We start from the raw sequence: 25,225 nt of genomic DNA on the forward strand, positions 1-25,225 counted from the left end.
TCATCTTTTGAAACACAAAGCGAAACATCGCCCAGCCCAATATCCAACATATACCTTTCAAATCGAAGCGTTTTCTCATGAAGGGCGCGGCATCGCGCATTATGGAACGCATCCTGACCATCCTAAAGAAAAGCATGGCAAGAAAGTCTTTATTCGCTATGGTCTCGTCGGTGAAACGGTACAGGCAAAGATTACCAACCAGACTTCTCGTCTGGAAGAAGCCGATATGATCAAGCTGGAAGGTGAGGCGGCTGAAGGTCGTGTCGATCCGATCTGTCCTCATTTTGGAGTATGTGGTGGCTGTAGCCTGCAACATATTCATCCTGACCAGCAGATTTTATTAAAACAGAATGTGTTGAAGTCGCATTTACAACATTTTGCAGGGCTGGAACCTGAGCAGTGGCTGCCACCGATCCGTTCGGTAAAAACCGATTATCGCCGTCGTGCCCGTATCGGGGTGCGCTATATTGCCAAACAGAACCGTTTGGTAATGGGCTTCCGTGAGCATCATAGTAATCATCTCACTGCCATCCAGCAGTGCAACGTATTGGATCAAACTTTATCCGAAAGCTTGCCTGAACTTAGAAAGTTACTCGAAAGTCTTACAGGCAAAGCCCATATCGGTCATATAGAATTGGCCATGGGCGATACCGAGGTGGCATTGCTGATTCGTCATCTGGATGAATTAAATGTGTCGGATGTCAACCAATTACGTCAGTTTACGTTACTCAAGGGATGGCAGTTGTATTTGCAGCCCAAAGGGGCAGAGAGTTTACATCGAGTAGATGATGCTCAGGCACCGATGCGCTTGCATTACAGTCTGGATGATTTTGCAGTCAAATTTGCATTTTCACCTTTAGACTTTACCCAGGTGAACAGCGCTGTAAATGCACAGATGATTCACTTGGCATGTGAATTGCTTCAGTTACAGGAAGGGGAGAGAGTGCTTGACCTGTTCTGTGGATTAGGCAATTTCTCGCTCCCGATTGCACGTCGTGTGGGAGAAACGGGTCAAGTGGTGGGTGTTGAAGCAAGTGATGAGATGGTGCAACGGGCAACTGAAAATGCGAAAGCGAATCAATTGTCACAAGCAATGTTCTTTTCACAAGATTTAACAAAAGACTTTTCGCATCATTCTTGGGCGAAACAGGGATTTGATGCATTATTAATTGATCCTCCACGATCAGGTGCGTTTGAAGTCATGCAATATGTACCTAATTTTGGAGCGAAAAGAATCGTTTATGTATCATGTAACCCATCAACACTGGCAAGGGATGCAGGTGTACTGGCACAATATGGCTATCGGTTAAAGAAAGCTGCGGTGATGGACATGTTTACGCATACTGAACATGTTGAGTCGATTGCCCTGTTTGAGAAAATTGAGAAGCTGGAAAAAATCGAAGAGATAAACGATTAAAAAATGAGTTACATATCCAGAGGAGAAAGGTATGGTCACAGTACGTGAACAGTTACCTGGACGACTCCAAGAGTTGTCTGAGGAAGCGACTGTAGAACATGCCGCTGAAGCGCAAAGTAGTCTGGTCTCCTGGCTAGATCGGGTGCGTGGTATTTTGGATGGGGCTGAGCTGAAACAACTTCAAAAAGTTGCAGAGCTGACCTTAGCAAAAGAGTTACAAGCGACGGATCATCGTATCAATACCTTTAGTACAGGCATTGGTATGGCAGATATTTTGGCCCATTTACATGTCGATGAAGACACGCTTTCAGCGGCAGTGTTATATCGTAGTGTACGTGAAGGTCTGATTACTTTAGAGGACATTCAACAGCAGTTTGGCGAGCAGGTTCTGGCTTTGGTGAAAGGCACACTTGCAATGGGTAAACTGTCGGAGTTGATTGAAAAGAATAAGCGTTTAGAAGACCATTTTAATAATAATCAACGTGAACATCTAAACGGCATTTATAAAATGCTGATTTCAGTGACGGAAGATGTTCGGGTGGTACTGATCAAGCTGGCAGAACGTACCTATGCCTTACGTGAGTTGGCAACCGCCAGTAAAGAGCGCCAAGAGCGTGTGGCACGTGAGATTCTGACCATTTACTCACCGCTTGCGCACCGTCTGGGGATTGCCCAGCTCAAATGGGAGCTGGAGGATCTGGCCTTTCGTTATCTGGCCCCGGAACGCTATAAAGAAATTGCGTCTTTGCTGAATGAAAAGCGTCTGGAACGTGAGCAATATATTCAGTTTGTGATTGATAAACTGAAAACCGAACTGGCTGCATATGATATTCAGGCGGAAATCACTGGGCGCGTGAAGCACATTTATTCGATTTATCGAAAAATGAAAAGCAAAAACCTGAGCTTCGATCAGCTTTATGATATTCGCGCAGTGCGTGTACTGGTCAAGAGCGTTCCAGATTGCTATCACGCTCTGGGCATTGTACATCAGATCTGGCGGCATATTCCGAACCAGTTCGATGACTATGTCACCAATCCGAAAGCCAATGGCTATCGTTCATTGCACACCGCGGTGATTGCTGAGAACAAGTCATTAGAAGTACAGATTCGTACTTTTGAAATGCATAACGAAGCTGAGCTTGGGGTGTGTTCGCACTTTAACTATAAAGAAGGCGCCAAGAATACCGATCATTCCTTTAATGATCGTTTGCATTCATTACGTGCGGTGCTTGAGCATTATCAGGAACGTACTGAAACCACGCCACATGCTGAAGATGAAGAGTCGAACGGCATTGATCAGATTCAGGATTTTGAGAATTTTGAAAAGATCTATGTGTTTAGCCGTGATGGGGATATCAAGGAATTACCACGTGGTTCCACTGTTCTAGACTTTGCCTACCATGTGCACACCGAGGTTGGGAACAAGTGCTATGCGGCACGAGTGAATCAGCGTTATGTGCCTTTGACCTATATGTTAAAGACCGGTGAGCAGGTCGAGATTTTAACCAAGAAAGATCGTGAACCGAACCGTGACTGGTTAGTGAATTCGCTGGGTTATATCAAGACTGCACGTGCACGTGACAAGTTACGCCACTGGTTTAGACAGCAAGACCGTAGCAAGAATGTCGAAGTTGGGCGTGAGTTACTCAATAAGGAGCTGGCGCGTTTAGCTATCCATCCAAAGAGTATCGACCTGAAGGATTATTCATCTCATTTTAACCTGAAATCGGGTGATGATATCCTGGTGGCCTTGGTTAGCGGTGATATCAGCCTGCATGCTTTAATGAATCAGGTCAACCGGCAGATGCATCTGGATCAGGATGAACCTGAACTGGTGCTAAAACCAGCGTTAAATCCGCGTGCCAGCCATACGCTATCTGCGCATGGTATCCTGATTGATGGGCTGGATAATGTGGAGCTGCATATTGCACAATGTTGTCAGCCGGTGCATGGTGAATCGATTGGGGGATATATCACCTTGAATCGTGGTGTCAGTATCCATAAGATTGCATGTCCGGATTACCTGCGCATGACCACTCAGGAACCTGAGCGTGCTGTTGAAGCCGATTGGGAAATGCAGCCAACTCGCGGCCAGAGTGTACAGATCGTGGTGGAAGCGTATGATCGTCGTGGTTTGCTCAAGGATCTGACCCAAGTGATTTTCTCAGACCAGATCAACATCCGTCAGGTCAATACCATTTCTGAAGCAGATGGTATTGCCAATATGAAGTTGTTGATTGAAGTCAAAGGATTGGCACAGTTGTCCAGATTGCTGGCTCGTCTGGAGCAGCAACCCGGGATTATCAGTGCCAGACGTCTGGTTCAAGGCAGTTAAGCTGCCCAACATAAAAAAGCTGCATTTCGATGCAGCTTTTTTATGCCTAACGTTTGGATAAAAACAGGTTGCTCAAGCGATTCAGGAACTGTGGGCTAATGCTGGATAACTGATAAAGGAGTTTGGTTTTTATACCGACTGCCGTATGTGTCGAGAGTAAGGCATGATCTTTGTGTTGTGCCAAATGTAAAACCTGTTTTGCGACATCGGCAGGAGTTAAATCCACACCAATATTCTGGATACTGCCTGCGTCCATGTTTTTCACCATGTTGGTTTGTACAAATAAAGGCATGACATCCAGGACACGAATTTTATATTTCTGCCATTCTACATCCAGGGCCTCAGTTAAACCACGCACTGCAAATTTACTGGCTGAGTAGGACGCCAGATCCGCTTGACCGTAAATCGCTGAGGCTGAGGAGAGATTGATGACACGGGCAAAACTGGCCTGTTGCAAATGTGCTAACGCGGCATGACAGCCATTCATCATGCCTTTGACATTGATATCAATAATGCGGTGATGTGATTGAATATCCGTATTTTCAAATGGCCCTGAGTAGAGAATGCCGGCATTGTTAATGAGCAGGTTAAGTTCACCAGCCCAGTGAGTAAATTCCTGCAACGCGGTTTGCCATTGTTGGTAATTACTGACATCCAGATAACCTGCTTTGGCATGCGTGCCCAGCTCTGCAGCTAAAGCCTGTGCCTGGGGGTGATTGATATCATAGATCCCCACTTTGAAACCTTGCTGGTAGAAGAGGTGGGCGATTTCAGCACCGATACCTTGTGCAGCCCCACTAATAAAAACACTCTGTTGCATTGCCTTTCCTTGCTTTATATTGATAGTTTTTGCGTGCGTGTATATTAGGCATAAGCGTATTCAGGCTGCAACACGTTGCTTCGATCAAGTGTGGAGATCATCATGGAAAAGTTATTGGCAATCATGCAAGAGTTAAGACAAAAGTGTCCATGGGATAAACAGCAAACACCAGAAAGCTTAACCCGTTATGCCATTGAAGAAGCTTATGAAGTTGAGGCAGCAATCCGTTCGGGAGACATTGATGAAATCCGCAATGAACTGGGGGATTTACTGTTGCAAGTGGTGTTCCAATCGCAAATGTTTGATGAAAAAGGGATATTTAATTTTCAGGATGTGGTAAATGCGATCAGTGAAAAATTAATTCGCCGTCATCCCCATGTTTTTGAGGCTGAAAAATATCAAAATTTGAGTGCTGAGCAAGTCAGTGCATTATGGAAACAGATTAAAAAACAGGAAAAACAGGGTAAAGTACAGTCTCGGTTAGATGAGATCAAGCATGCACCTGCACTGGTACAGGCACATGAAATTCAAAAAAAGGCAGCACAGCTGGGTTTTGATTTTGAAAGTGTTGAAGACGCTTATGGCAAACTGGATGAGGAACTCGAAGAGTTACAGCAGGCGATCAAAAGCCACAATAGCGATGATATTCAGGAAGAGTTTGGAGATTGCTTATTCTCACTGATCAATGTGGGACGAAAGCTTGGCGTGTCGAGTGAGAGCGCATTATTGGCGACGATACATAAATTTAGAAGCCGTTTTGCTTTTATTGAGCAGCAGGCACAACGACAACACAAAGACTTGCAAGACATGAGTTTGGCTGAAATGGATGAGCTCTGGGAGCAAGCAAAACGACAATTAAAAGCTCAGGAGAGCAACCATGATATTGCAGCAAGTATGCCGCAAACATAAGTTTTTTCTATTCATTATTTTGTGCTTGGGGTGTGTATCACCTCTTAGCGCACAGCAGTTTGACCAAGCCTATCAGCAATGGAAAACTCAGCAACAGCTACGTGACCAGCAGTTGGCGAATCAGGCAAATAATAATTATTATTTATCCCGCCCCACTCAGCAGGCTCCACAGCGGCTTTCATCTTCTGTAAATACTCCGGGTGATAAGATTAGTTTGAATCAGGCCAGCTTGCAGCAATTACAAATGTTAAATGGGGTGGGCGAGAAAAAAGCGCAGGCCATTATGGAATATCGGCAAAAAAATGGCGGTTTTAAAAGCGTCGATGAGTTGATGAATATCAAGGGAATCGGGCCAAAATTATTAGAGAAAAACAAAGCAAGGCTGATGTTATAAACCTGATATTGTCGTAAAGTGATGAATGAGGCAGACAGATCTGTTGAAACTTACAACAGAATAAATTGCCCTTTGTGTGTGTTAGAGCTATGATTAGCGACAAATTGTTATTTACGTCCTGACGTAGGAGACAGTGTCTTTTGCAAACTTTGCGTGCGTCAAAATGTGGCTTGTCCACAACTCAACTTCCTTCCTCAATTCTAGATGTGATTGATAGTCTGACTAAAGCAGGCTACGAGGCATATATTGTGGGCGGTGGTGTTCGAGATATGATGTTAGGTCTTAATCCAAAGGATTTTGACGCGGTTACTAATGCTACACCAGCTCAGGTGAAAGAAGTATTTGGTCGACGTTGCCGGATTATCGGACGACGTTTTGAGCTGGCACATGTTTATTCCGGTCGTGAACTGATTGAAGTGGCGACCTTCCGTGCCCCACCGAAAAAAGCGGTCACCAGTGCCTCCGGGATGATTCTTCGTGATAATAACTGGGGAACGATTGAGCAGGATTTTGCTCGCCGAGATTTTTCGATCAATACCCTGTATTACCAGCCACGAAAAGGGATCGTACTTGATTTCTGCCATGCGGTAGAGGATATCAAGACCCGCACCTTACGTTTTCTGGGTGAGCCGGCACAGCGTTTTGAAGAAGATCCTGTACGGATGTTACGTGCATTGCGTTTTGCTGCAAAACTGAACTTCCAGATTGATCAATCCATTCTCGATGTGTTTAATGTTGAAATGACGCAATTATTGCGTGATGTCTCACCCCATCGTTTATATGATGAATCACAAAAACTGTTCACCATGGGGCATTTGACCCGTGTCTTGCCGATGTTGATCGAGTTTGGTGTGTGGAAGCAGCTTTTCGCTGAAATTCAGCCCAATATCACCGCATTTATTGAGCGTGCTGCACGAAATACCGATCAGCGTATTCAAGTGGGTAAAACCATCAACCCGGCATTTTTCTATGCAGTCCTGTTGTGGAAACCATTTTTAGAACGTTGTAACTACTATTTGAATAAAGGTGTGGTACCCGCGGAAGCACGTGCACAAGCTGGACTTGATGTCTTAAAACGTCAGGCGACCCGGACCATTATTCCGCGTTTTGCGGAAACCTTTATTCGTGAAGTCTGGGAAATGCAGACCCGCTTGCTCAATCCAAAGCCACAACAGATTGAGGCTTTGGCTGGCCATGCCCGTTTCCGTGCCGGTTTTGACTTCTTGCTGTTACGTGAGAAGTCTGGCGATAGTAGTACGGAAGGGATGGGCGCTTGGTGGGAAAGCTATCAGGAAATGACCACGGATCAAAAAGAAGCGGCAATCCGTCAATACAATCGTCAACGCAGCAAGACACGTCGTAAGGCGGTCGAAGCAGATGAGCCGAAGACGACTGAAATTGAGCCTTTGGTGAATCTACCTGAGCCAAGAAGCCGTCGTGGTAAAAAAGAACGGGTTCGAGCGGATGAGTCTGCGAGCCGTTTTATTGAAAAAGCGACGACGGGTTCAGTTAATGCGGATCACCCGATCCTCAAGCGTAAACGTGTGCAACGTGATTTGAGCCAAGTGGTTTTTGGGCCAACGCAATGACGATGCGTAGCTATATTGGTCTTGGTAGTAATTTAGGTGATTCGCAGCAGATTCTGAGTGAAGCTGTTGCGAAGCTGGCAACATTGGGCGCTGTACAGGTTTCCCGGCTTTATCAAAGTCCACCGATGGGGCCGCAAGACCAACCGAATTACCTCAATGCAGTTGTGCAACTGGATACCGACCTTGCACCGCTTGCGCTGTTAGATCAATTACAACAATTTGAGCAAGAAGCAGGGCGTGTCCGTTTACGACGCTGGGGAGAGCGTACGCTGGATCTGGATTTACTGATCTATGGTCAGGAGCAGATCCGCAATGAACGCTTAACAGTGCCACATGTGGGTATTTTAGAGCGTGATTTCGTCGTTATTCCCTTATTAGACCTAGATGCCCATTTACAATTAAATGGTCATTCTTTAAAAGATTTAGAACTGGTACAGCAAGCAAATTTGACTGTAATAGCAGACCAGTCTTGGGCAATCGCTTAAGACTGTTTCGTTCTGGAAACGCCTGTAGAGGACATCATCATGATTAGTCTAAGTGACTTAAGAAAGTTTAAAGCCGAAGGACGCAAGTTCTCATGTCTTACTTGTTACGATGCAAGTATGGCTAAAGGAATGGAGTTGGCTGAAATTGATACGATTTTAGTCGGTGACTCTCTTGGAATGGCGATTCAAGGCAGAGACTCTACACTTCCTGTGACGGTTGAAGATATGGCTTACCATACGGCCGCTGTGCGTCGCGGTAATGCACATGCCCTGATTATGACTGACTTGCCATTTATGAGCTATGCCACGCTTGAAGATGGTTTGAAAAATGCAAAAACTGTCATGCAAGCTGGCGCACAAATGGTCAAGATCGAGGGCGGTGCCTGGCTCAGCGAACTGGTTACCGTATTGACCCGTAATGGTATTCCTGTGTGTGTACATTTAGGTTTAACGCCACAATCTGTAAATGTGTTAGGCGGCTACAAATTGCAAGCAAAAACACGTGAGGCAGCGGATCAGCTGATTGCCGACTGTCAGGCGGTGATTGATGCCGGTGCAGCAGTATTGGTACTTGAATGTGTGCCTGCACAACTGGGTAAAGAAATTGCAGAACTGTTCCCGAATACACCCGTAATCGGAATTGGTGCAGGGCATGAAACAGATGGGCAGGTATTGGTGGTTCAGGACATGCTTGGTCTGACCTTTGGCCGTGTTGCGCGTTTCGTGCGTAACTTCATGAAAGAGCAATCTGGCGAAACTGCCATTGTCGATGCATTTAAAGCCTATCATGCTGCCGTGCAGGATCAGTCGTTCCCAGCCAAAGAACATACTTTTCAGGTTGAGCTTTAATTCATGAAGACTGAAACAACGATACAAGGCTTAACTGCGTCACTTTCTCCAGCGCGTAGTTCAAAGAAACTGATTGGTTTTGTACCGACCATGGGGAACCTGCATGAAGGTCATTTGACCTTGGTACGTGAAGCAAAAAAACTGTGTGATGTGGTGGTGGTCAGTATTTTCGTCAATCCAATCCAGTTTGGTGCAGGCGAGGATTTTGATAGTTATCCACGTACTTTAGAGCAAGACAGCCGTTTATTGGCAGATGTGGGCTGCGATATTATTTTTGCACCCACTGTTGAGCAAATGTACGGTACACAACCGCGTTTGACCAATATCAGTGTGGGTCAGATTACCGATGACCTGTGTGGAAAATCACGTCCAGGTCATTTTGATGGCGTTGCAGTTGTGGTGACCAAGCTGTTCAATATTGTACAGCCAGATTTCGCGTTCTTCGGCCAAAAGGACTATCAGCAACTGGCAGTCATTCGTCAGCTGGTACAAGACCTGAACATGCCGCTTGAAGTGATTGGCGTGCCGATTGTACGGGCCGAAGATGGTTTGGCTTTAAGTTCTCGTAATGGTTATTTAACCGAAGAGCAACGGGCCATTGCACCGACCATTTATCAATCGCTCAAACAGGCCGAACAACAGTTACGTGAAGGGCAGGCACTCAACCAAGTGTTAGCAAATATCTCGACACAATTGACACAGGCTGGCTTTGTTGTGGATTATGTGGAAGCTCGTCAGACCAACCTGCAACCGATTGCGCAATTTGATCAGGACCTTGTTGTTTTTGTTGCTGCAAAACTGGGTGCAACCCGTTTGATTGATAATCTACAAGTTGACTTTAAAACATAAAAAAATGAAGGGCAAAATGCCATGAAGCGTATTCTTATCGTGACAGGACAATCAGGCTCAGGCAAATCATCTGCATTACAAGTGCTTGAAGACTTGGGCTATTATTGTATAGATAACTTACCTTTGGCATTATTGCCTGAAATTGTGGCGAAACTGGATCACGAGAATAATCTTGAACAGTTGGCACTGGGCGTAGACATCCGCAGTACCCGTGCCGATATGCAAGAGTTCGATCATGTGTTTGAGCAATTACAACGCCATGGTTCGGTGGATATTATTTATCTGACCACACAGGATCAGGATTTGATTGCACGGTTTAGTGCATCACGTCGACCGCATCCGTTGGCCAGTCGCTTCAATAGCCTGTTGCAATGTATTCAGGAAGAGAAGCAACTGCTGATTCCGATCCAGTTTCGTTCTACCGTACATATTGATACCACGGATAAAAGTGTCCATGATTTAAAACATATCCTATTGTCTAAACTGGGGCAGTCGGATAACTTAATTGTAATTTTACAGTCTTTTGGCTATAAGCACGGTATTCCACTCGATGCGGATTATGTATTTGACGTACGCCATCTACCAAATCCACATTGGGACTTAGAATTACGCCGTTTTTCAGGTTTAGATGAACCTGTGCGTCGCTTTTTAGAAGGCAGTCAACAAACCAATGAAATGTTTGAAGATATTTATGGCTTTCTTGATAAGTGGTTACCCGCTTTTGCTGAAGGACATCGCCATTACATGACCATTTCCGTGGGATGTACGGGCGGGCAGCATCGTTCGGTTTATATCGTGGATAGACTCAAACAGGCCCTTGAGGCAAAATGGGCTGTCCAAATCTTACATAGAGAAATGAAGCACTGGTCATGATAGACACAACAATTGATGTAATTAATAAACTCGGCTTACACGCTCGCGCATCTGGTAAACTGATTGAAGTGACGACAAAATTTCGTTCTTCTATCCAGATTGGTAAGGGCGATAAGTTAGTTGATGCAAAAAATATTATGTCATTGTTGATGTTGGGTGCAGGTAAAGGCACCACATTAAGACTGGTGATTGAGGGTGCTGATGAAGACAAGGCACTGGAAGAAATTCAAACGCTGTTCGCAGCAAAATTTTACGAGGCAGAGTAATAGTGGCACGTGGTCCCCAACGTTATACAGATGAAGATTTTGAGTCATTAGAAGGGCGTGCGAGTCGAACTGAGCAAAAAAAGGCAGTCCAGCGCATGGCCGCTTTGGGTGAGCAGTTGGCTCAACTGAATCCAAAGCAGATTCAAAAACTTCCTGTCGATGAGCGTTTAATTGATGCCTTGCTTGAAGTGCAGAAAATTAGCTCATTTGAAGCGCGTCGTCGTCAGTTCCAACGCGTTGGAAAGTTATTGCGTAACGAAGATGAAACAACGATCTTGTCTTATCTTACACCGCAACAGGGCGCTAAAAAACAAATGCAATTGATGCGTTGGGTCGATCGTATGATTGATCAAGGCGACCCAATTATTAATGAGTTTAGTAAAGTATTTAACGCTTCTGAACGCCATACCTTGCGTCAGCATGTATTACGTATTCATCGCGATATTAAGCAGCAAGTGAGTGAAGAAGAGCTTGAAGCCTCGAAACGTAAATTCGTCAATTATGTTCAACAGGTCGCGCTGTTATCTGAGCAGTAAGGTTTAAAATAAAAAAGAAGTTTCCCCGGAAACTTCTTTTTTTATCTGCTGTATCAATTTCCGAATTCGCCACTGGCTCGTTGTTTTGCCCATTCCCTTAAAATAAATTTCTGCAATTTTCCGGTTGAGGTTTTTGGAATCTCGGCGATCACCACATCTTTTGGAACTTTAAAGCGGGCCAGTTGTTGCTGACAATGCGCAATGATCTCTTCAGGGGTTGCGGTTGCTCCCTGTTTGAGTTCAATAAAGGCACAAGGCACTTCCTGCCAGCGTTGATCCGGTTTTGCCACGACCGCAGCAGTCAATACAGCAGGGTGGCGGTAGAGTACATCTTCCACTTCAAGCGATGAAATATTCTCTCCGCCTGAAATGATAATATCTTTTGAGCGATCTGTGATCTTGGCATAACCGTCGGGATGACTCACCGCCAGATCTCCGGTATGAAACCAGCCGCCTTTAAAGGCTTCCTGCGTGGCTTCTGGATTCTTTAAATAGCCTTTCATGACAATATTGCCACGGAACATGATTTCCCCCATGGTTTGTCCATCATTGGGAACCGGTTGCATGGTTTCTGGATCAAGTACCCGCATACTGTCCTGTAAGGGATAAGGTACACCTTGACGGGAATGTAGTTGTGCCTGTTCCTGAATGGATAAATCATTCCAGCCTGCCTGTGAGGCACATAAGGCCGAAGGACCATAGGTTTCAGTCAGACCATAAACGTGATTTACATTGATGCCTAGATGATGCATCCCTTCAATAATTGCCACGGGTGGAGCAGCGCCAGCCACCATGACTTCGACATGATGATCAAATGAAGTTCGCTGTTCTGAGGGAGCATTAATCAGCATGGACAGCACAATCGGCGCGCCACAGAAGTAATCCACTTTATATTGCGCAATATATTTAAAAATCAGGACAGGATCGACGCGACGCAGACAGATATTGGTCCCGCCACTGGCCGCGATGGACCAGGCAAAGCACCAGCCATTGCAATGGAACAGAGGAAGTGTCCAGAGATAAACCGCCCGTGGTTTCATGCCGCAGGCCAGAATGTTGCTGGCTGCATTCAGGTAAGCACCACGGTGATGATAGACCACGCCTTTAGGATTGCCAGTGGTGCCTGAGGTATAGTTAAGACTAATTGCATCCCATTCATCTTGCGGGAGTAACCATTCAAATTCAGGATTTCCTTGAGCAAGCCATGATTCATATTCATATTGTCCGATGGCAATCTGCTCGCCTTCAAACTCGGAATCAAATACATCAATCACCACGATCTCTTGCGGCACCAGTTTAAGTGCTTCTGCCGCGACTTCGCGAAATTCTGGATCAACCAGCAGTACCTTGGATTCAGCATGCTCCAGCATAAAGGCGATAGTTTTGGCATCAAGGCGGGTATTTAAGGTATTGAGTACGGCACCGGCCATTGGTACAGCAAAATGTGCTTCGATCATGGCAGGAATATTGGGGAGCAACACGGAAACAGTATCGTTTTTTTGAATTCCCAGTTTTGCCAGTTGATGTGCAAATTGGCGGCAGCGTTGATAGGTTTGTTGCCATGTGATTTGACGGTCGCCATGAATAATTGCAGTTTGCTGAGGGTAAATATAAGCCGCACGTTCTAAATAACGTAACGGAGACAGGGCTATAAAATTGGCAGCTGTCCGTGGTAATTCGTCATATGCACTCACCATGTGTATTACTCCATTTTATGTTGTTTTCATTATTGACTAAACTATTCTGTCGTCGAGTCTAAATCATTTAGGCTTTAGTCGGAGGGGAATCGTAAGAGATATCGGGTTTTTCTGGTCCAAAGGTTTCATCCACAGCTAAACCCGTGTAAAATCTTGGATACTTTTTTATCCGCCGTTTTTTATCTTTTGAGGCCTCGCCTCAATACATAATCTCGCGGTGATATGCTCCTTCGTATAGGGCATCACTCCTTAAGGATTTTTTATATGCCAATCATTACTTTACCAAATGGTGATCAGAAACAGTTTGATCAGCCAATTTCCGTGATGGAACTTGCTCAGAGCATTGGTCCAGGTCTTGCAAAAAATACAGTTGCTGGCCGTATCAATGATCGCTTGGTGGATGCTTGTGATTTAATCACAGAAGATGCGACAGTTCAGATTATTACCCCGAAAGATGAAGAGGGTTTAGAAATCATTCGTCACTCTTGTGCGCATCTGGTCGGACATGCGGTTAAGCAGTTGTTCCCGGAAGCGAAAATGGTGATCGGTCCTGTGATCGAAGAAGGTTTCTACTACGACATCTGGATGCCACGTCCATTTACCCTGGATGATATGGCAGCAATCGAAGAGCGCATGAAAAAGCTTATCGATCAGGACTATGACGTTGTTAAAAAGATGACACCGCGTGAAGATGTGATTGCAGAATTCACAGCACGTGGCGAAGAATATAAGTTACGCTTGATTGCAGACATGCCGAATGAAACTCAAATGGGCTTGTACTACCATCAAGATTATTTAGATATGTGCCGTGGTCCACACGTACCGAATACTAAATTCTTAAAATCATTCAAGCTCACTAAAATCTCTGGTGCATACTGGCGTGGTGATGCGAAAAATGAACAATTACAACGTATTTACGGTACAGCATGGGCTGACAAAAAACAGTTAGCGGCTTATATCAAACGTATTGAAGAAGCTGAAAAGCGTGATCACCGTAAAATTGGTAAAGCTTTAGATTTGTTCCATATGCAAGAAGAAGCACCAGGTATGGTGTTCTGGCATCCGAACGGCTGGACCATTTATCAATTGCTTGAACAATACATGCGTAAAGTTCAGCAAGACAATGGTTATCAGGAAATCAAGACACCGCAAATCGTAGATTTTACGCTTTGGGAAAAGTCTGGTCATGCGGCAAACTATGCTGAAAACATGTTTACGACTCATTCGGAAAGTCGTAACTATGCAGTGAAGCCAATGAACTGCCCATGTCACGTACAGGTCTTTAATCAGGGTTTGAAATCTTACCGTGATTTACCAATCCGTTTAGCTGAGTTTGGTTCTTGTCACCGTAACGAGCCATCAGGTTCTTTACACGGTATTATGCGTGTTCGTGGCTTTACCCAAGATGATGCCCATATTTTCTGTACCAAAGAACAGATTGGTAAAGAAGTTGCAGATTTTATTAAGCTGACTTTAGACGTTTATAAAGACTTCGGTTTTGAAGACGTACAAATGAAGCTCTCTACACGTCCAGAAAAACGTGTGGGTGATGATGCACTTTGGGATCTGGCGGAAAAATCTTTGGCAGATGCGCTTGATGATGCTGGCTTGGCATGGGACTTGCAACCTGGTGAAGGTGCCTTCTATGGTCCGAAAATTGAATTTTCATTGAAAGACTGCTTAGGCCGTATCTGGCAGTGCGGTACCATTCAATGTGACTTCAACTTGCCGATCCGTTTAGATGCTTCTTATGTGACAGAAGACAATGAGCGTGACCAACCTGTGATGCTGCATCGTGCAATTCTTGGCAGTTTCGAGCGTTTTATTGGTATACTAATTGAACACTATGCGGGTTTCATGCCACCGTGGCTTACACCAATTCAAGCGTGTGTCATGAACATTACTGATTCACAAGCAGAAGCAAGTGAACAGGTGGTCGCAAAACTCAAAGAAAATGGCCTTCGTGCTATTTCCGACTTGAGAAATGAAAAAATCGGATTTAAGATTCGTGAGCGTACCCTAGAGCGTATTCCTTACCTTCTAGTTCTTGGTGACCGAGAAGTTGAAGAAGGTACAGTTAATGTGCGTACTCGCTCAGGAAAAAATTTAGGTACTATGTCAGTAGATGCATTTATTGACTTAGTGAAATCTGCCGTTGCCGAACGTGGCCGGTACATTGTGGAGTAATAAAGATTAAACAGCCTGACCGTAACCAACAACAAGGTGCTAAAAGTAACCGTCCTGCAATCAACGATGAGATCCGTGCGAAAGAAGTACGCCTCGTCGCTGCAGATGGGGAGCAAAAAGGTGTTGTTTCATTAAATGAAGCATTGCGTGCTGCAGAAGAAGCCAATCTTGACCTTGTTGAGATTGTTGCTAATGCAGAACCGCCTGTTTGTAAAATCATGGACTACAACAAGCACTTATTTGACTTGAAACAAAAGCAAAAAGATGCGAAGAAAAAACAGCATCAAGTGCAAGTGAAAGAAATCAAGTTACGTCCTGCGACGGATGTAGGTGATTATCAGGTAAAATTGCGTGCAATTTTACGTTTCCTTGAAGAAGGAAACAAAGTGAAAATTACCTTGCGTTTCCGTGGTCGTGAGATGGCACATCAACAGCTTGGTTTGGCTCAATTACAAAAAATTGAAGCTGACGTTGCTGAGTTTGGTGTTGTTGAACAAGCGCCGAAGATGGAAGGCCGTCAGATGGGCATGTTACTTGGTCCGAAAAAGAAAAAGTAATTTTTTCTTGATAAAAAAGCACCGCAACAGGCGGTGCTTTTTTATGTCTGAATCGGCAATGGTTTTTTAAAAATCTGCTTAGTCTCATTCCCCGGCGTAAAAACAGGATATGATAAGATTGCTTGATAATTACACGATTTAAAAACTGGAAAAATTCATGTCTACAATTAAAGGTACTCAAGAACTCTCGGAAGTTAATCAAAAAGTGGTACAGGAGGGAGAGGTTCTACCACAAGTAAAGCTGAAAGATGGCAGCCGTGTCCAGACAGGTACCGTGGCGACCATGCTACACAATATCAATCTTTATAATGCAGGTGTGCGTGGGGCGATTGAAGAAGAACTGACCTTGGCGGTCCCCACTTTATTTAAAGTCGGTATGTTCGATCTATTTTCGGTAGAAGAGTGGATTAATGGCACAAATGCGGGGCGAAAATTTGTTGGTGAGAAGGCTCGGGAATTTCAGCAAAAGCAAAACGAGTTGTCTGATCGTTAGCTTTAAAACACGGCACGATTGTTTCTTTTCGTGCTGATGTGCTGATCAAGATAAGCCAAGTGTGCTATAACGCAACAACAGTCAAGATAACGATCAAACAGGACAACATAAATGATTGACTTATACTACTGGGGTACGCCCAATGGACATAAAATAACAATTGCCTTAGAAGAAATGCAGCTGGAATATCAAATTTTTCCCATCAATATTCTTGAAAACGACCAGTTTCAGCCAGATTTTCTGAGAATCTCTCCAAATAATAAAATCCCTGCAATTGTTGATCAAAATGGCCCACGTGGCGAACCGATTTCCGTATTTGAGTCGGGTGCGATCTTGCAGTATTTAGGTAGAAAAACGGGATTATTTTATCCAACTGACGAGCAGGAACGGGTTGAAGTTGAACAATGGTTGATGTGGCAAATGGGTGGCTTTGGGCCAATGCTGGGACAGAATCATCATTTCAATAAGTTTGCGGCTGAAAAAATCCCCTATGCCATTGACCGTTATGTAAATGAAACCAAACGTCTTTACAATGTCTTAAACAAGCAGTTGATTGGACAGAAGTTCGTGGCAGGCGAATATTCCATTGCAGATATGGCGATCTTGCCTTGGGCATTACGTTATGAATGGCAGGGCATTCAACTTGAAGATTATCCGTATGTAAAAGATTATATTGAACGCTTAACCGCTCGCCCTGCAATACAGAAAGCCTTGTCGATCAAGGTGGAGTGAGCTATTGGCTGGACAGCAGTACTATTTAAAACATTGGATCATTGCGATGGGATTGTTGCTAGTGACAGCAATCCTTTGCGCTCAGTTGCAAATGCTTTATTCAGAAAGTCATTTAGCCGGTTTAGTATTTGCTTTCATTACGATTCTAGGGCTTTTCTTTGCTACACTTTTTTCTTGGCTACAGCTGGAGACTAAAAACTCATATTTGAGCACGTGGTTTTTCACTGGCTTTTTAAGCCTCTCATTAGTTTTATGCAGTTATCTTGACCATCAGGTTTATATGGATTTGGCCGCAGCCTCAAATACGGCGTTACAACTGAGTCTATATCAGAAGATTGTAAGTTCTGATCTTACATTCTGGCTCTTATTTCTTTTTCCCTTTCTCCTTTCCGTCTTACATTTCTCGATCCGATCTAGAACATTGAGTACTCGGCACTAATCGTTGGTGTAATTATCTTCTTATTGCTATAAGCAGGACTCTTTTATAATTGTGTAATTTTTCATCTTGTCTTGGCACGATCAAGTTACGATGATCTAAACTTATCAAAAATAAAGATTATGCAATCAACAATTTCAGCGGACTATTTAAGCAAACTTGGTTTTGAGGGTGATTTTCCCCCCACTTTGGCTCATCTAAAAACCTTATTAAGTCTCCATGTGCAGAAAATTCCTTTTGCTAATTTTTCTTCTTTTTTAGGGGGAGAGGTTTCTTTGGAATCTGATCAACTTGTTCAGAAATTATTGAGAAATGATCAAGGGGGGTATTGTCTAGAGCATAGCACCTTAACCAGAATTGCGTTAACCGAACTGGGATATGAGGCTTATAACGTACTGGGACGGGTCTATTATCAACGTGCACCTATTCGTACGCCAGTACGGACTCATTTGGTCACACTGGTTCATATTGATCAGCACTTGTTTTTATATGATCCCGGGTTTGGCGGTATGACACCAACGACGGTTTTAACGCTTGACCAAATCGGTGAAACACAGCAGACACCATTAGAGCCTTTTAGGTTTGTTGAAGTTGCCCAGAGTGGTTTGGATACGGCTGTACTGACAGAAATGAAATATATGCTGCAAGTCTGTATTCATGATCAATGGGTAAATGTCTATGCAATTAACCCCGAACAGCAGATTGCACATGCTGACACACAGGTCGCAAACTACTACATTTCGACCTCACCAGAATCCTTATTTACTCAGCACTTAATGTTATCGACAGCCAATAGCGAAATGCGGATCACGTTAAAAGATCGGGTCTTAAGAACGCATGGCAAAGGCGGCTCAAATAAAAAAGAGTTAAGCAATTTTGATGAATTTGAACGCACCATTAAGACCGTTTTTCAAATGAATATCAGTGATGAGCAATTACAGGCTAGTTGGGGAAAACTGGCACTGACTTAATAATTTCAGCTTATAGTGCTATAGGCTGCTATGCTTTGATTGATATTGAGTGATCCCTTTAAATTGATGTCTTATTTTTTATTATTTCTCTCGGCTTTTGGTGCAGCGACTTTATTACCCCTACAGTCTGAAGCGGTACTAATGACCTTATTGGTACAAGGTTTATCTAATCCGTTTTATCTGATCTTGGTTGCGACCATTGGTAATGTATTGGGTTCCTGTGTGAACTGGTGGCTTGGCCTAAAAATCGAACACTTTAAAGATAAAAAGTGGTTTCCTGTTTCTGAGCAGCGTTTAAAACAAGCCCAGCAGATTTATCATAAATATGGTTTCTATTCGCTGTTGCTGAGTTGGACACCTGTGATTGGCGACCCGATTACCCTGATTGCAGGCTTGATGAAAGAGAACTTTTGGCGATTCTTCGTGATTGTCACCATTGCCAAAGGTGGGCGTTATCTCACTTTATACGCACTGTATCTTGGGATCTTTTAGAAAGAAGGGAAAAGTCATGACTTTTCCCTCTTTAAGTTTATTGTTCCGAACCTTTGGTAATATCGACTTTAAATAAGTCACTGGTTTTAAACCAGCAATAACTCACGACGGCCAGAGTCATACAGCCGCCAAAAATGGTGGCGGTGATGGTACCGAGATATTTGGCTGCCAGACCGGATTCAAATGCGCCTAGTTCATTGCTTGAAGAAACAAACATCCCATTTACAGCAGCGACACGGCCACGCATATTTTCAGGGGGGAAAATTTGCAGCACGGTTTGACGAACCACCACCGAAACACTATCACAGGCACCGGTCATGGCAAGGGCAAAGAGTGACAGCCACATATTGTTCGAGAAGGCGAACAGAATGGTAAAAATACCAAAGCCAGCGACGGCCAACAGCATATTACGCCAGGCGTGATGCATCGGAGGAAATTTGGTCAGTACGATCATGGTAATCAGTGCACCGATAGAAGGTGCCGCACGTAAGTAGCCTAAGCCTTCGGGGCCAACTTTTAAAATTTCTTCCGCAAAAATCGGCAGTAGGGCAATCACGCCGCCAAACAGTACCGAGACCAGATCCAGTGAGATGGCCCATAACACGATCTTGGTTTTCCAGATAAAACGGAAACCATCGGTCAGGCTTTGCAGCACATTCTCGGTTTCCATTTTCGGAAAAGTTCGCTTCGCTAGGCAGTTAATTAAAATGAAGCAAACCGCCAATAATGCGGATACCGCAAACAGACTGGTTTCACGACCTAAAAAAGCCAGCATAAATCCACCGAGCATGGGGCCAATAATGACCCCGCTTTGCCAGCCAATCGTGGTCCAGGTTGCGCCATTGGCATACAGTTCACGAGGAATTAGAAAAGGCTTGAGTGACGTTGCGGAGGGATTGTAAAAGCCACGAATGGTGCCCAAGGCGAAAATGACGGCATAAATGCCCCAAGAGAGTGTGGCGATGCCAATTTTTTCTAAACCATGTAAATGGAACAGTGCCCAAAGTACCAACGGCAGGGGGATAGAAAAGAACAAACAGACTTTCATGATGCTCTGTTTATTTAGCTTATCTGCAAAATAGCCGCCCCATAAAGACAAGGTAATGAAGGGGATTGCCTCTGCCAGACCAATAAAGCCGAGCGTAAGCGGATCACGGGTAATTTGATACAGTGAATAGGCAACGATAATTTCCTGAATCAGGATTGCCAGTGTTAAGCAGAACTGATTAACGGTCACGATAGAGAAATCCCGATACCGCAAGGCGGCGAAAGCATCATTCTGTATATTCATATGGATGGGTATTTAAGAATTTGACTCTATTATAGGCGCTGATTTTGTGTATGTTTCTCATAATTTGAGAATTAATTATGGAAAATAACGTTTGCGGAAAACATCTCTATTTCTATCAAAAAATGAGCATTTTACTTTTGTTTTAGCGGCAGATGCTATATCATACTGCCTTCCTTACCTGCAGGTCGATTTGCAATCGTGCAAACGTGCCGAACAGGTGCCCAAAAGAGGTTACTATGGCTAAGTTAAAAACTCGCCGTGGTGCAGCTAAACGCTTTAAAGCGACTGCAAACGGTTTCAAGCGCAAACAAGCATTCAAGCGCCACATTTTGACCAAAAAATCTGCTAAGCGTATCCGTCAATTGCGCGGTTGTGTAATGGTTCACGTAAGTGACGTTGCATCAGTTCGTGCTATGTGCCCATACATCTAAGGAGATTATAAATGGCTCGTGTAAAACGTGGTGTAGTGGCTCATCGTCGTCACAAAAAAATTCTTGCTCGCGCTAAAGGTTACTATGGTGCTCGTTCACGCGTTTATCGCGTAGCGTTCCAAGCGGTAATCAAAGCTGGTCAATACGCATACCGTGACCGTCGTCAAAAGAAACGTCAATTCCGTGCTTTATGGATTGCGCGTATCAATGCTGGTGCTCGTCAAAACGGTTTGTCTTACAGCCGTATGATCGATGGCTTGAAAAAAGCTCAAGTGATCATCGACCGTCGCGTATTAGCTGACATCGCTATGCATGATGCAATCGCATTTGCTGCTTTAGCTGAAAAAGCTAAAGGCGCATTAGCTGCATAAGCTTAGAGATTCAAAAGAAGGCCGCTTTTTAGCGGTCTTTTTTATTTCCTGCCTATCATTATAAGTACAGACAAGATTGTGGTAATAAGTAATAAAAACTTAGCAAATTCATATTTCTGAACCAATAAAAATAGACCATATAATATTATTAAGACTATTGCTAAGACGATGAGTAATGTAGTTAGTGCTCGCCAACCAGAAATAGTTTCAGGTTCTGGCGAAGCGGTATTTTCGATAACTGATGAATCTTGCAAACCAGATTCTTTTTTACTTAATATTATTTCTTTTTCTAACTCATTTTGAGTTTTTACTGAGATATAAGATGCTTGATAACTGTTAGCAGTATGGCAAATAAGTTGGACAAACTGTTGAGCAACTGATTTTTCATAGAGATTAAATTTATTGATTTCTTCCAAATCAAAGTTTTGATATGCAGACATTTCATTACGTGGATGTTTAAAGCCTCGAAGATGAATTTGTAAAGTTTCGAACTGTTGAAGCAGGGTGAATGCAAGATTATTTTGTGAAGAGGGACTTTCTAGCAATGGAAAAGTACACCCTTCTTCTTCATGGGGATAAAGATGTAAGTTGTTTATGAACGAAATATCATAGGTTCCATAAAATTGATAAGGTGCAGAACGAATAAATTCTTGAGTTTCTTTATAGAAATTTTCCCAATTCAGATCACTATTAAATATTCTAATTTTTTTGTTTTGCTCTAAATTTAGAGGAATAAGACTAAACAACATATAGTTCCACTCGTCTTGGGTAGATAGAGTGCCCCAAAACTCTCTAGGATCGCCTATAGGTTGGATATCTTTTACAATCTCTCTTTCTATTTTTATTAATGCGATATTGGTATGTCTTAGATTGAAGACTAATACTGGATAATTATTTGTTTCAAATAAAAATTTAGATTGAATTTTTTCAAATTCAGGAAAAAGTAGAGTAAAAGGATAAAGTGAACAATCGTAAGCACCTTGATGGAATAGATCAAATATTAAGGCATCAATAGAGTCATAAATAAGTGAGCAATCATCTAAATCTCTCACCATAAAAATATCGTGATTACGAATGCTCCAATGATGACGAACGGCATGATAAGAAATGAGGCCTTTAAAAAACTGTTGAGCATTATGTTGTAAACCTAATATAAACTTCCAGTAATTCTCGGTCATGGTTTTATAAATACTATTATTGATGAGAAGTTAAGTTGATAATCATAGCTGAAATTATCTATGGATTAAAACGTGCGCAGACAATATCACTTTAGACAAGTGGCTCAAGATATTTATATTTGGGATGTACATCATCTGGTTGAGCTAACCAAAACTTTTGTGATCAAGAAAGTTGCACTTGCTGATATTCGAGAACTCAACGAAGCTTATTGGTTTCCAGATCAATTTCCGACGACACAGCAAATCCTAGAACATTTTCAATTGGTTCAAGACGCTGATCTGAGTTATCCCATTATTTTATGTGCCGAAGGTCGGGTCATGGATGGCATGCATCGTGTTGCCAAAGCAAGTTTACTGGAACATGGCGATATTCTTGCCGTGCAATTTGAGCAAACCCCTGAACCCGATTTTATCAATGTGGATGAAGATGAGCTGGATTATGATGATTAAATCAATCTTTTGATTTAATTCAAGATTACATAACCCAAACATCTTGCAATAGACTTTTCTCCCTGAATCTTTTTACAGTAAAGAAAACAAGATCGGGATAAAAAGTATGCGAGTGAGTGTAGAAGGTTTAGAACAAGGCGCGATTGAAACAGAATTAAGTATTTTGCCTAGAAAAGGCGAAACTATACGGATCTTCTATGGTCCTGATGCGGAAGTAGAGGGTGAAATTGAAAATATCCATCACATTGTCAATCAGCATGATGGTGGCCATAAAGTCATTATCAAAATCAGACCGACTTTTTAAATTAAACAAAAAACCTAGATCAAGTGATCTAGGTTTTTTTATTTAGCCTGTTGTTATAAACCAAAATAATACGCACAAACACAGATGATAATGGTGAGGAGAATTAATTTGATCACGCCTGAAGCGCCAACTTTGTGGTGCTGTTGGGTTGGATTACGTTGTTGTGGAATTTCCATGGTGCGGTCGATGATTTCGGGTTCTTCCGCTGTCAATTGAGCGCTTTGATAATGATTGGCGGTTTTTACGATCAATTTCGCAAATAGGTCATCCGCTTTTTGCAAAAAGTTGCGCACATTAATTTGCTCTTCGGGGCTTAGCAATTCGCCAGCCGTAGTATAAGGATGCTTCTTTTGCTGTTCCAAATGCTCTACCAATGCCTGGGTGCGGTGCAATAAGCGGTGTGCACAGTCAGCTGGATAGTCGGTCGGGATCAAGGCCAGTTGCTGACTTGATAGGTCATCTAGATCGACTGCATAACCGTAGAAAGGAAAGTCCTGCTGTTCAGGTTCTATAAAGTTGTCCGCATATTTGCTTTCAAATAATTCTCTTTCCAGAAAAATAGCAACTTCATTCCAGTTCACTTTTTTGAGATCTGCATCAATTTTCTTGGCGAACTTATCATTTAGCTCGTAACGCCAAAGAGCTTCCTGACGTATCATTGATTGCTGAGAGTCGGGGGCCTGAAATTCACGATCACTATCGTCCCATTCCGCCAGTTCATGTCCGCAAATCCAGGCCGTCTTTTTATTGGCTTGATGGCTTACGATAAAATGTGCGAAGGGAAGCAGTTCAACATTGGCATTAGGATTCTGTTCGTCATTGAGTAGGCTAGATAAATGTAGACTCAGCTTTTTTACGCCTTGTTTTTTTAAGCCTTCAAGCCAGATCTGGAAATGTTGAGCCAGTAGATGCTGTGACATTAAATCTCTGAAGATCAGACGATTTTGATTAAAAACCGGGTGTTCAATCCAGCGACTGAAATTGAGATTTCCTGCAAGGTATTCATTGCCATAGGTGACAAGGGCAAGTTGCTGTTTCCAGATTTGATCAAGCGCCATCGTTATTCTTTCTCATTGACGATATCTGTATCTTATCCATTTTATTTTAATTATTGATCATTTTTTTCAAAAATTAATCGGCCTATTTCATTCTCCTGGGCTTTTACCCCCAACTTGCTGCACAAAAAAACAGAAGATTTAAAGCTGGGTTTTGCTTCATAAAATGGGTGAAAAGCTGATAAACTATAGCGTTTTCTTATATTTCTATATTTTGTTGCTTTGAGAGTTACTATGTCACTGGAAGCCCTGACCACTGAAGCGCTTGCTGCCATTGCAGCGGCTCAAGACCTTGCTGCACTCGACCAAGTACGTGTGCAATTTACAGGGAAAAAAAGCCAGCTTGCAGAGCAGTCGAAAGCACTTGGAAAGATGGATCCTGAAGAACGAAAAGTACAAGGTGCTGCCATCCATGCTGTTCGTGAAGCAATCAATAGCGCTTTGACCGAGCGTCAACAGTCATTACAACAAGCGGAACTTGCAAAGAAACTGGCAAGTGAAACCATTGATATTACCTTGCCAGGCCGCGGTCAGCGCATGGGCAGTATTCATCCTGTGACTCAGGTTCAGGAGCGTATTTGCCAGTTCTTTACTAAAGCAGGTTTCCAGGTCGCGCATGGTCCTGAGGTTGAAGATGACTATCACAACTTTGAAGCCTTAAATATTCCTGGGCATCACCCGGCACGTGCCATGCACGATACCTTCTATTTTGATGCAACACATTTATTACGTACTCATACATCGGGTGTGCAGATTCGTACCATGGAAACCAGTCAGCCACCGATTCGTATTGTGTGTCCAGGCCGTGTTTACCGTTGTGACTCGGATCAAACCCATTCGCCGATGTTCCATCAGATCGAAGGTTTATATGTTGCAGAGAACACCAGCTTTGCCGAGTTAAAAGGTTTGTTGATTAACTTACTTAATGAATTCTTTGAAAAAGATTTGAAAGTACGTTTCCGTCCGTCTTATTTCCCATTCACAGAGCCAAGTGCTGAAGTGGATATCATGGATGAGCGCGGTCGTTGGTTAGAGGTTTTAGGTTGTGGCATGGTACATCCAAATGTACTCCGTGCTGCAGGCATTGATCCTGATAAATACAAAGGTTTTGCCTTTGGTTTAGGGGTAGAGCGTTTTGCAATGTTGCGTTATGGCATCAATGATTTGCGTATGTTCTATCAAAATGATGTGCGTTTCTTACGCCAGTTTGCCTAGATAGATTTGGACCTCTCCCTAACCTCTCCTAAAAGGAGAGGGG

General features: G+C 43.3%; 28 protein-coding genes. 23 read left to right on the plus strand and 5 right to left on the minus strand.

The genetic code is table 11. From position 1 onward, the window contains the following. The first annotated feature begins 7 nt into the window (after positions 1–7). Together rlmD and ACNQO6_RS16360 are read left to right on the plus strand one after the other, a co-directional pair. Positions 8–1,417, plus strand: a complete 1,410-nt coding sequence (gene rlmD, locus ACNQO6_RS16355; protein ID WP_440209670.1) for a 23S rRNA (uracil(1939)-C(5))-methyltransferase RlmD — start codon at positions 8–10, stop codon at positions 1,415–1,417. A gap of 31 nt (positions 1,418–1,448) precedes the next feature. Then, complete coding sequence (locus ACNQO6_RS16360) at positions 1,449–3,752, plus strand: RelA/SpoT family protein (RefSeq protein WP_440209671.1); 2,304 nt, start codon at positions 1,449–1,451, stop codon at positions 3,750–3,752. Between the two features lie 46 nt (positions 3,753–3,798). Here the strand turns inward: ACNQO6_RS16360 and ACNQO6_RS16365 are convergent, their stop codons facing one another. Next, positions 3,799–4,572 (minus strand): SDR family oxidoreductase, encoded by a 774-nt coding sequence (locus tag ACNQO6_RS16365; RefSeq protein ID WP_440209672.1) that lies wholly within the window; start codon positions 4,570–4,572, stop codon positions 3,799–3,801. Positions 4,573–4,674: 102 nt separating this feature from the next. Here ACNQO6_RS16365 and mazG point away from each other — a divergent pair, with 102 nt between their 5' ends. From mazG to yjgA, 9 genes are all read left to right on the plus strand, one after another. Continuing rightward, the gene (mazG, locus tag ACNQO6_RS16370; protein WP_440209673.1) at positions 4,675–5,481 is read left to right on the plus strand and encodes a nucleoside triphosphate pyrophosphohydrolase; all 807 of its coding nucleotides are present in this window, start codon (positions 4,675–4,677) and stop codon (positions 5,479–5,481) included. After that, entirely contained in the window at positions 5,450–5,875 is a 426-nt protein-coding gene (locus tag ACNQO6_RS16375; protein WP_440209674.1) for a ComEA family DNA-binding protein, read from the plus strand. Before mazG ends, ACNQO6_RS16375 begins: the two co-directional genes overlap by 32 nt. A gap of 140 nt (positions 5,876–6,015) precedes the next feature. Then, positions 6,016–7,464 (plus strand): polynucleotide adenylyltransferase PcnB, encoded by a 1,449-nt coding sequence (gene pcnB, locus ACNQO6_RS16380; RefSeq protein ID WP_440209675.1) that lies wholly within the window; start codon positions 6,016–6,018, stop codon positions 7,462–7,464. Further along, positions 7,461–7,949 (plus strand): 2-amino-4-hydroxy-6-hydroxymethyldihydropteridine diphosphokinase, encoded by a 489-nt coding sequence (gene folK, locus ACNQO6_RS16385; RefSeq protein WP_440209676.1) that lies wholly within the window; start codon positions 7,461–7,463, stop codon positions 7,947–7,949. The genes pcnB and folK overlap by 4 nt, the downstream gene beginning before the upstream one ends. Positions 7,950–7,988: 39 nt before the next feature. Further along, a complete protein-coding gene (gene panB, locus ACNQO6_RS16390) occupies positions 7,989–8,798 on the plus strand; it encodes a 3-methyl-2-oxobutanoate hydroxymethyltransferase (protein ID WP_343578839.1) in 810 nt (269 codons plus the stop codon). A 3-nt stretch (positions 8,799–8,801) separates the two neighbouring features. Next, positions 8,802–9,647 (plus strand): pantoate--beta-alanine ligase, encoded by an 846-nt coding sequence (gene panC / locus ACNQO6_RS16395; protein ID WP_032871131.1) that lies wholly within the window; start codon positions 8,802–8,804, stop codon positions 9,645–9,647. A 21-nt stretch (positions 9,648–9,668) separates the two neighbouring features. Beyond that, positions 9,669–10,520, plus strand: a complete 852-nt coding sequence (gene rapZ, locus ACNQO6_RS16400; RefSeq protein WP_005228753.1) for an RNase adapter RapZ — start codon at positions 9,669–9,671, stop codon at positions 10,518–10,520. Then, entirely contained in the window at positions 10,517–10,786 is a 270-nt protein-coding gene (locus ACNQO6_RS16405; RefSeq protein WP_004804467.1) for an HPr family phosphocarrier protein, read from the plus strand. The genes rapZ and ACNQO6_RS16405 overlap by 4 nt, the downstream gene beginning before the upstream one ends. Positions 10,787–10,788: 2 nt before the next feature. Next, complete coding sequence (gene yjgA / locus ACNQO6_RS16410; RefSeq protein WP_262755543.1) at positions 10,789–11,322, plus strand: ribosome biogenesis factor YjgA; 534 nt, start codon at positions 10,789–10,791, stop codon at positions 11,320–11,322. 53 nt (positions 11,323–11,375) lie between these two features. Here the strand turns inward: yjgA and ACNQO6_RS16415 are convergent, their stop codons facing one another. Further along, entirely contained in the window at positions 11,376–13,019 is a 1,644-nt protein-coding gene (locus ACNQO6_RS16415) for an acyl-CoA synthetase (protein ID WP_440209677.1), read from the minus strand. A gap of 264 nt (positions 13,020–13,283) precedes the next feature. Here ACNQO6_RS16415 and thrS point away from each other — a divergent pair, with 264 nt between their 5' ends. The 7 genes from thrS to ACNQO6_RS16450 all read left to right on the plus strand — a co-directional run bounded on the left by thrS (position 13,284) and on the right by ACNQO6_RS16450 (position 18,887). After that, positions 13,284–15,206 carry a threonine--tRNA ligase gene (gene thrS / locus ACNQO6_RS16420; RefSeq protein ID WP_440209678.1) on the plus strand — a complete coding sequence of 641 codons (1,923 nt, stop codon included), beginning with the start codon at positions 13,284–13,286 and terminating at the stop codon, positions 15,204–15,206. A gap of 5 nt (positions 15,207–15,211) precedes the next feature. Beyond that, positions 15,212–15,763, plus strand: a complete 552-nt coding sequence (gene infC / locus ACNQO6_RS16425) for a translation initiation factor IF-3 (protein ID WP_079281829.1) — start codon at positions 15,212–15,214, stop codon at positions 15,761–15,763. A 157-nt stretch (positions 15,764–15,920) separates the two neighbouring features. Beyond that, positions 15,921–16,256 (plus strand): DUF7709 family protein, encoded by a 336-nt coding sequence (locus ACNQO6_RS16430; RefSeq protein WP_440209679.1) that lies wholly within the window; start codon positions 15,921–15,923, stop codon positions 16,254–16,256. Positions 16,257–16,367: 111 nt separating this feature from the next. Beyond that, complete coding sequence (locus ACNQO6_RS16435; protein WP_440209680.1) at positions 16,368–16,988, plus strand: glutathione S-transferase N-terminal domain-containing protein; 621 nt, start codon at positions 16,368–16,370, stop codon at positions 16,986–16,988. A gap of 46 nt (positions 16,989–17,034) precedes the next feature. Next, complete coding sequence (locus ACNQO6_RS16440; protein WP_262769892.1) at positions 17,035–17,427, plus strand: hypothetical protein; 393 nt, start codon at positions 17,035–17,037, stop codon at positions 17,425–17,427. A 119-nt stretch (positions 17,428–17,546) separates the two neighbouring features. Then, entirely contained in the window at positions 17,547–18,395 is an 849-nt protein-coding gene (locus ACNQO6_RS16445) for an arylamine N-acetyltransferase family protein (RefSeq protein WP_440209681.1), read from the plus strand. 66 nt (positions 18,396–18,461) lie between these two features. Beyond that, entirely contained in the window at positions 18,462–18,887 is a 426-nt protein-coding gene (locus tag ACNQO6_RS16450; protein WP_005283420.1) for a YqaA family protein, read from the plus strand. A gap of 37 nt (positions 18,888–18,924) precedes the next feature. Here the strand turns inward: ACNQO6_RS16450 and ACNQO6_RS16455 are convergent, their stop codons facing one another. Then, positions 18,925–20,178, minus strand: coding sequence for an MFS transporter (locus ACNQO6_RS16455; RefSeq protein ID WP_440209682.1), 1,254 nt, complete (start codon positions 20,176–20,178; stop codon positions 18,925–18,927). A 236-nt stretch (positions 20,179–20,414) separates the two neighbouring features. On the opposite strand from ACNQO6_RS16455, the gene rpmI reads away from it, so the two are divergent. Beyond that, positions 20,415–20,609, plus strand: a complete 195-nt coding sequence (gene rpmI, locus ACNQO6_RS16460) for a 50S ribosomal protein L35 (RefSeq protein ID WP_004637967.1) — start codon at positions 20,415–20,417, stop codon at positions 20,607–20,609. A gap of 11 nt (positions 20,610–20,620) precedes the next feature. Continuing rightward, positions 20,621–20,980 carry a 50S ribosomal protein L20 gene (gene rplT, locus ACNQO6_RS16465; RefSeq protein ID WP_004655655.1) on the plus strand — a complete coding sequence of 120 codons (360 nt, stop codon included), beginning with the start codon at positions 20,621–20,623 and terminating at the stop codon, positions 20,978–20,980. A 41-nt stretch (positions 20,981–21,021) separates the two neighbouring features. On the opposite strand, the gene ACNQO6_RS16470 is transcribed toward rplT, so the two are convergent. After that, entirely contained in the window at positions 21,022–22,158 is a 1,137-nt protein-coding gene (locus tag ACNQO6_RS16470; RefSeq protein ID WP_440209683.1) for a hypothetical protein, read from the minus strand. A 72-nt stretch (positions 22,159–22,230) separates the two neighbouring features. On the opposite strand from ACNQO6_RS16470, the gene ACNQO6_RS16475 reads away from it, so the two are divergent. Both ACNQO6_RS16475 and ACNQO6_RS16480 read left to right on the plus strand, forming a co-directional pair. After that, positions 22,231–22,608 carry a hypothetical protein gene (locus tag ACNQO6_RS16475; protein ID WP_440209684.1) on the plus strand — a complete coding sequence of 126 codons (378 nt, stop codon included), beginning with the start codon at positions 22,231–22,233 and terminating at the stop codon, positions 22,606–22,608. Between the two features lie 106 nt (positions 22,609–22,714). Next, entirely contained in the window at positions 22,715–22,912 is a 198-nt protein-coding gene (locus ACNQO6_RS16480; RefSeq protein ID WP_440209685.1) for a hypothetical protein, read from the plus strand. 53 nt (positions 22,913–22,965) lie between these two features. On the opposite strand, the gene ACNQO6_RS16485 is transcribed toward ACNQO6_RS16480, so the two are convergent. After that, positions 22,966–23,970, minus strand: a complete 1,005-nt coding sequence (locus tag ACNQO6_RS16485; RefSeq protein ID WP_440209686.1) for a hypothetical protein — start codon at positions 23,968–23,970, stop codon at positions 22,966–22,968. 231 nt (positions 23,971–24,201) lie between these two features. Between ACNQO6_RS16485 and pheS the strand changes: the two genes are divergently transcribed. Then, a complete protein-coding gene (pheS, locus tag ACNQO6_RS16490) occupies positions 24,202–25,182 on the plus strand; it encodes a phenylalanine--tRNA ligase subunit alpha (RefSeq protein ID WP_005283435.1) in 981 nt (326 codons plus the stop codon). Positions 25,183–25,225: the final 43 nt, after the last annotated feature.

Source organism: Acinetobacter calcoaceticus (genome assembly GCF_051947995.1).
Classification (GTDB): domain Bacteria; phylum Pseudomonadota; class Gammaproteobacteria; order Pseudomonadales; family Moraxellaceae; genus Acinetobacter.

Bases quoted from the DNA above. Each gene is read 5' to 3' on its own strand.
- ACNQO6_RS16360 (WP_440209671.1), top strand. From the start codon at position 1,449: ATGGTCACAGTACGTGAACAGTTACCTGGACGACTCCAAGAGTTGTCT.
- ACNQO6_RS16365 (WP_440209672.1), bottom strand. From the start codon at position 4,572: ATGCAACAGAGTGTTTTTATTAGTGGGGCTGCACAAGGTATCGGTGCT.
- mazG (WP_440209673.1), top strand. From the start codon at position 4,675: ATGGAAAAGTTATTGGCAATCATGCAAGAGTTAAGACAAAAGTGTCCA.
- ACNQO6_RS16375 (WP_440209674.1), top strand. From the start codon at position 5,450: ATGATATTGCAGCAAGTATGCCGCAAACATAAGTTTTTTCTATTCATT.
- folK (WP_440209676.1), top strand. From the start codon at position 7,461: ATGACGATGCGTAGCTATATTGGTCTTGGTAGTAATTTAGGTGATTCG.
- panB (WP_343578839.1), top strand. From the start codon at position 7,989: ATGATTAGTCTAAGTGACTTAAGAAAGTTTAAAGCCGAAGGACGCAAG.
- panC (WP_032871131.1), top strand. From the start codon at position 8,802: ATGAAGACTGAAACAACGATACAAGGCTTAACTGCGTCACTTTCTCCA.
- rapZ (WP_005228753.1), top strand. From the start codon at position 9,669: ATGAAGCGTATTCTTATCGTGACAGGACAATCAGGCTCAGGCAAATCA.
- ACNQO6_RS16405 (WP_004804467.1), top strand. From the start codon at position 10,517: ATGATAGACACAACAATTGATGTAATTAATAAACTCGGCTTACACGCT.
- ACNQO6_RS16415 (WP_440209677.1), bottom strand. From the start codon at position 13,019: ATGGTGAGTGCATATGACGAATTACCACGGACAGCTGCCAATTTTATA.
- thrS (WP_440209678.1), top strand. From the start codon at position 13,284: ATGCCAATCATTACTTTACCAAATGGTGATCAGAAACAGTTTGATCAG.
- ACNQO6_RS16430 (WP_440209679.1), top strand. From the start codon at position 15,921: ATGTCTACAATTAAAGGTACTCAAGAACTCTCGGAAGTTAATCAAAAA.
- ACNQO6_RS16435 (WP_440209680.1), top strand. From the start codon at position 16,368: ATGATTGACTTATACTACTGGGGTACGCCCAATGGACATAAAATAACA.
- ACNQO6_RS16440 (WP_262769892.1), top strand. From the start codon at position 17,035: ATGGGATTGTTGCTAGTGACAGCAATCCTTTGCGCTCAGTTGCAAATG.
- ACNQO6_RS16445 (WP_440209681.1), top strand. From the start codon at position 17,547: ATGCAATCAACAATTTCAGCGGACTATTTAAGCAAACTTGGTTTTGAG.
- ACNQO6_RS16450 (WP_005283420.1), top strand. From the start codon at position 18,462: ATGTCTTATTTTTTATTATTTCTCTCGGCTTTTGGTGCAGCGACTTTA.
- ACNQO6_RS16455 (WP_440209682.1), bottom strand. From the start codon at position 20,178: ATGAATATACAGAATGATGCTTTCGCCGCCTTGCGGTATCGGGATTTC.
- rpmI (WP_004637967.1), top strand. From the start codon at position 20,415: ATGGCTAAGTTAAAAACTCGCCGTGGTGCAGCTAAACGCTTTAAAGCG.
- rplT (WP_004655655.1), top strand. From the start codon at position 20,621: ATGGCTCGTGTAAAACGTGGTGTAGTGGCTCATCGTCGTCACAAAAAA.
- ACNQO6_RS16470 (WP_440209683.1), bottom strand. From the start codon at position 22,158: ATGACCGAGAATTACTGGAAGTTTATATTAGGTTTACAACATAATGCT.
- ACNQO6_RS16480 (WP_440209685.1), top strand. From the start codon at position 22,715: ATGCGAGTGAGTGTAGAAGGTTTAGAACAAGGCGCGATTGAAACAGAA.
- ACNQO6_RS16485 (WP_440209686.1), bottom strand. From the start codon at position 23,970: ATGGCGCTTGATCAAATCTGGAAACAGCAACTTGCCCTTGTCACCTAT.
- pheS (WP_005283435.1), top strand. From the start codon at position 24,202: ATGTCACTGGAAGCCCTGACCACTGAAGCGCTTGCTGCCATTGCAGCG.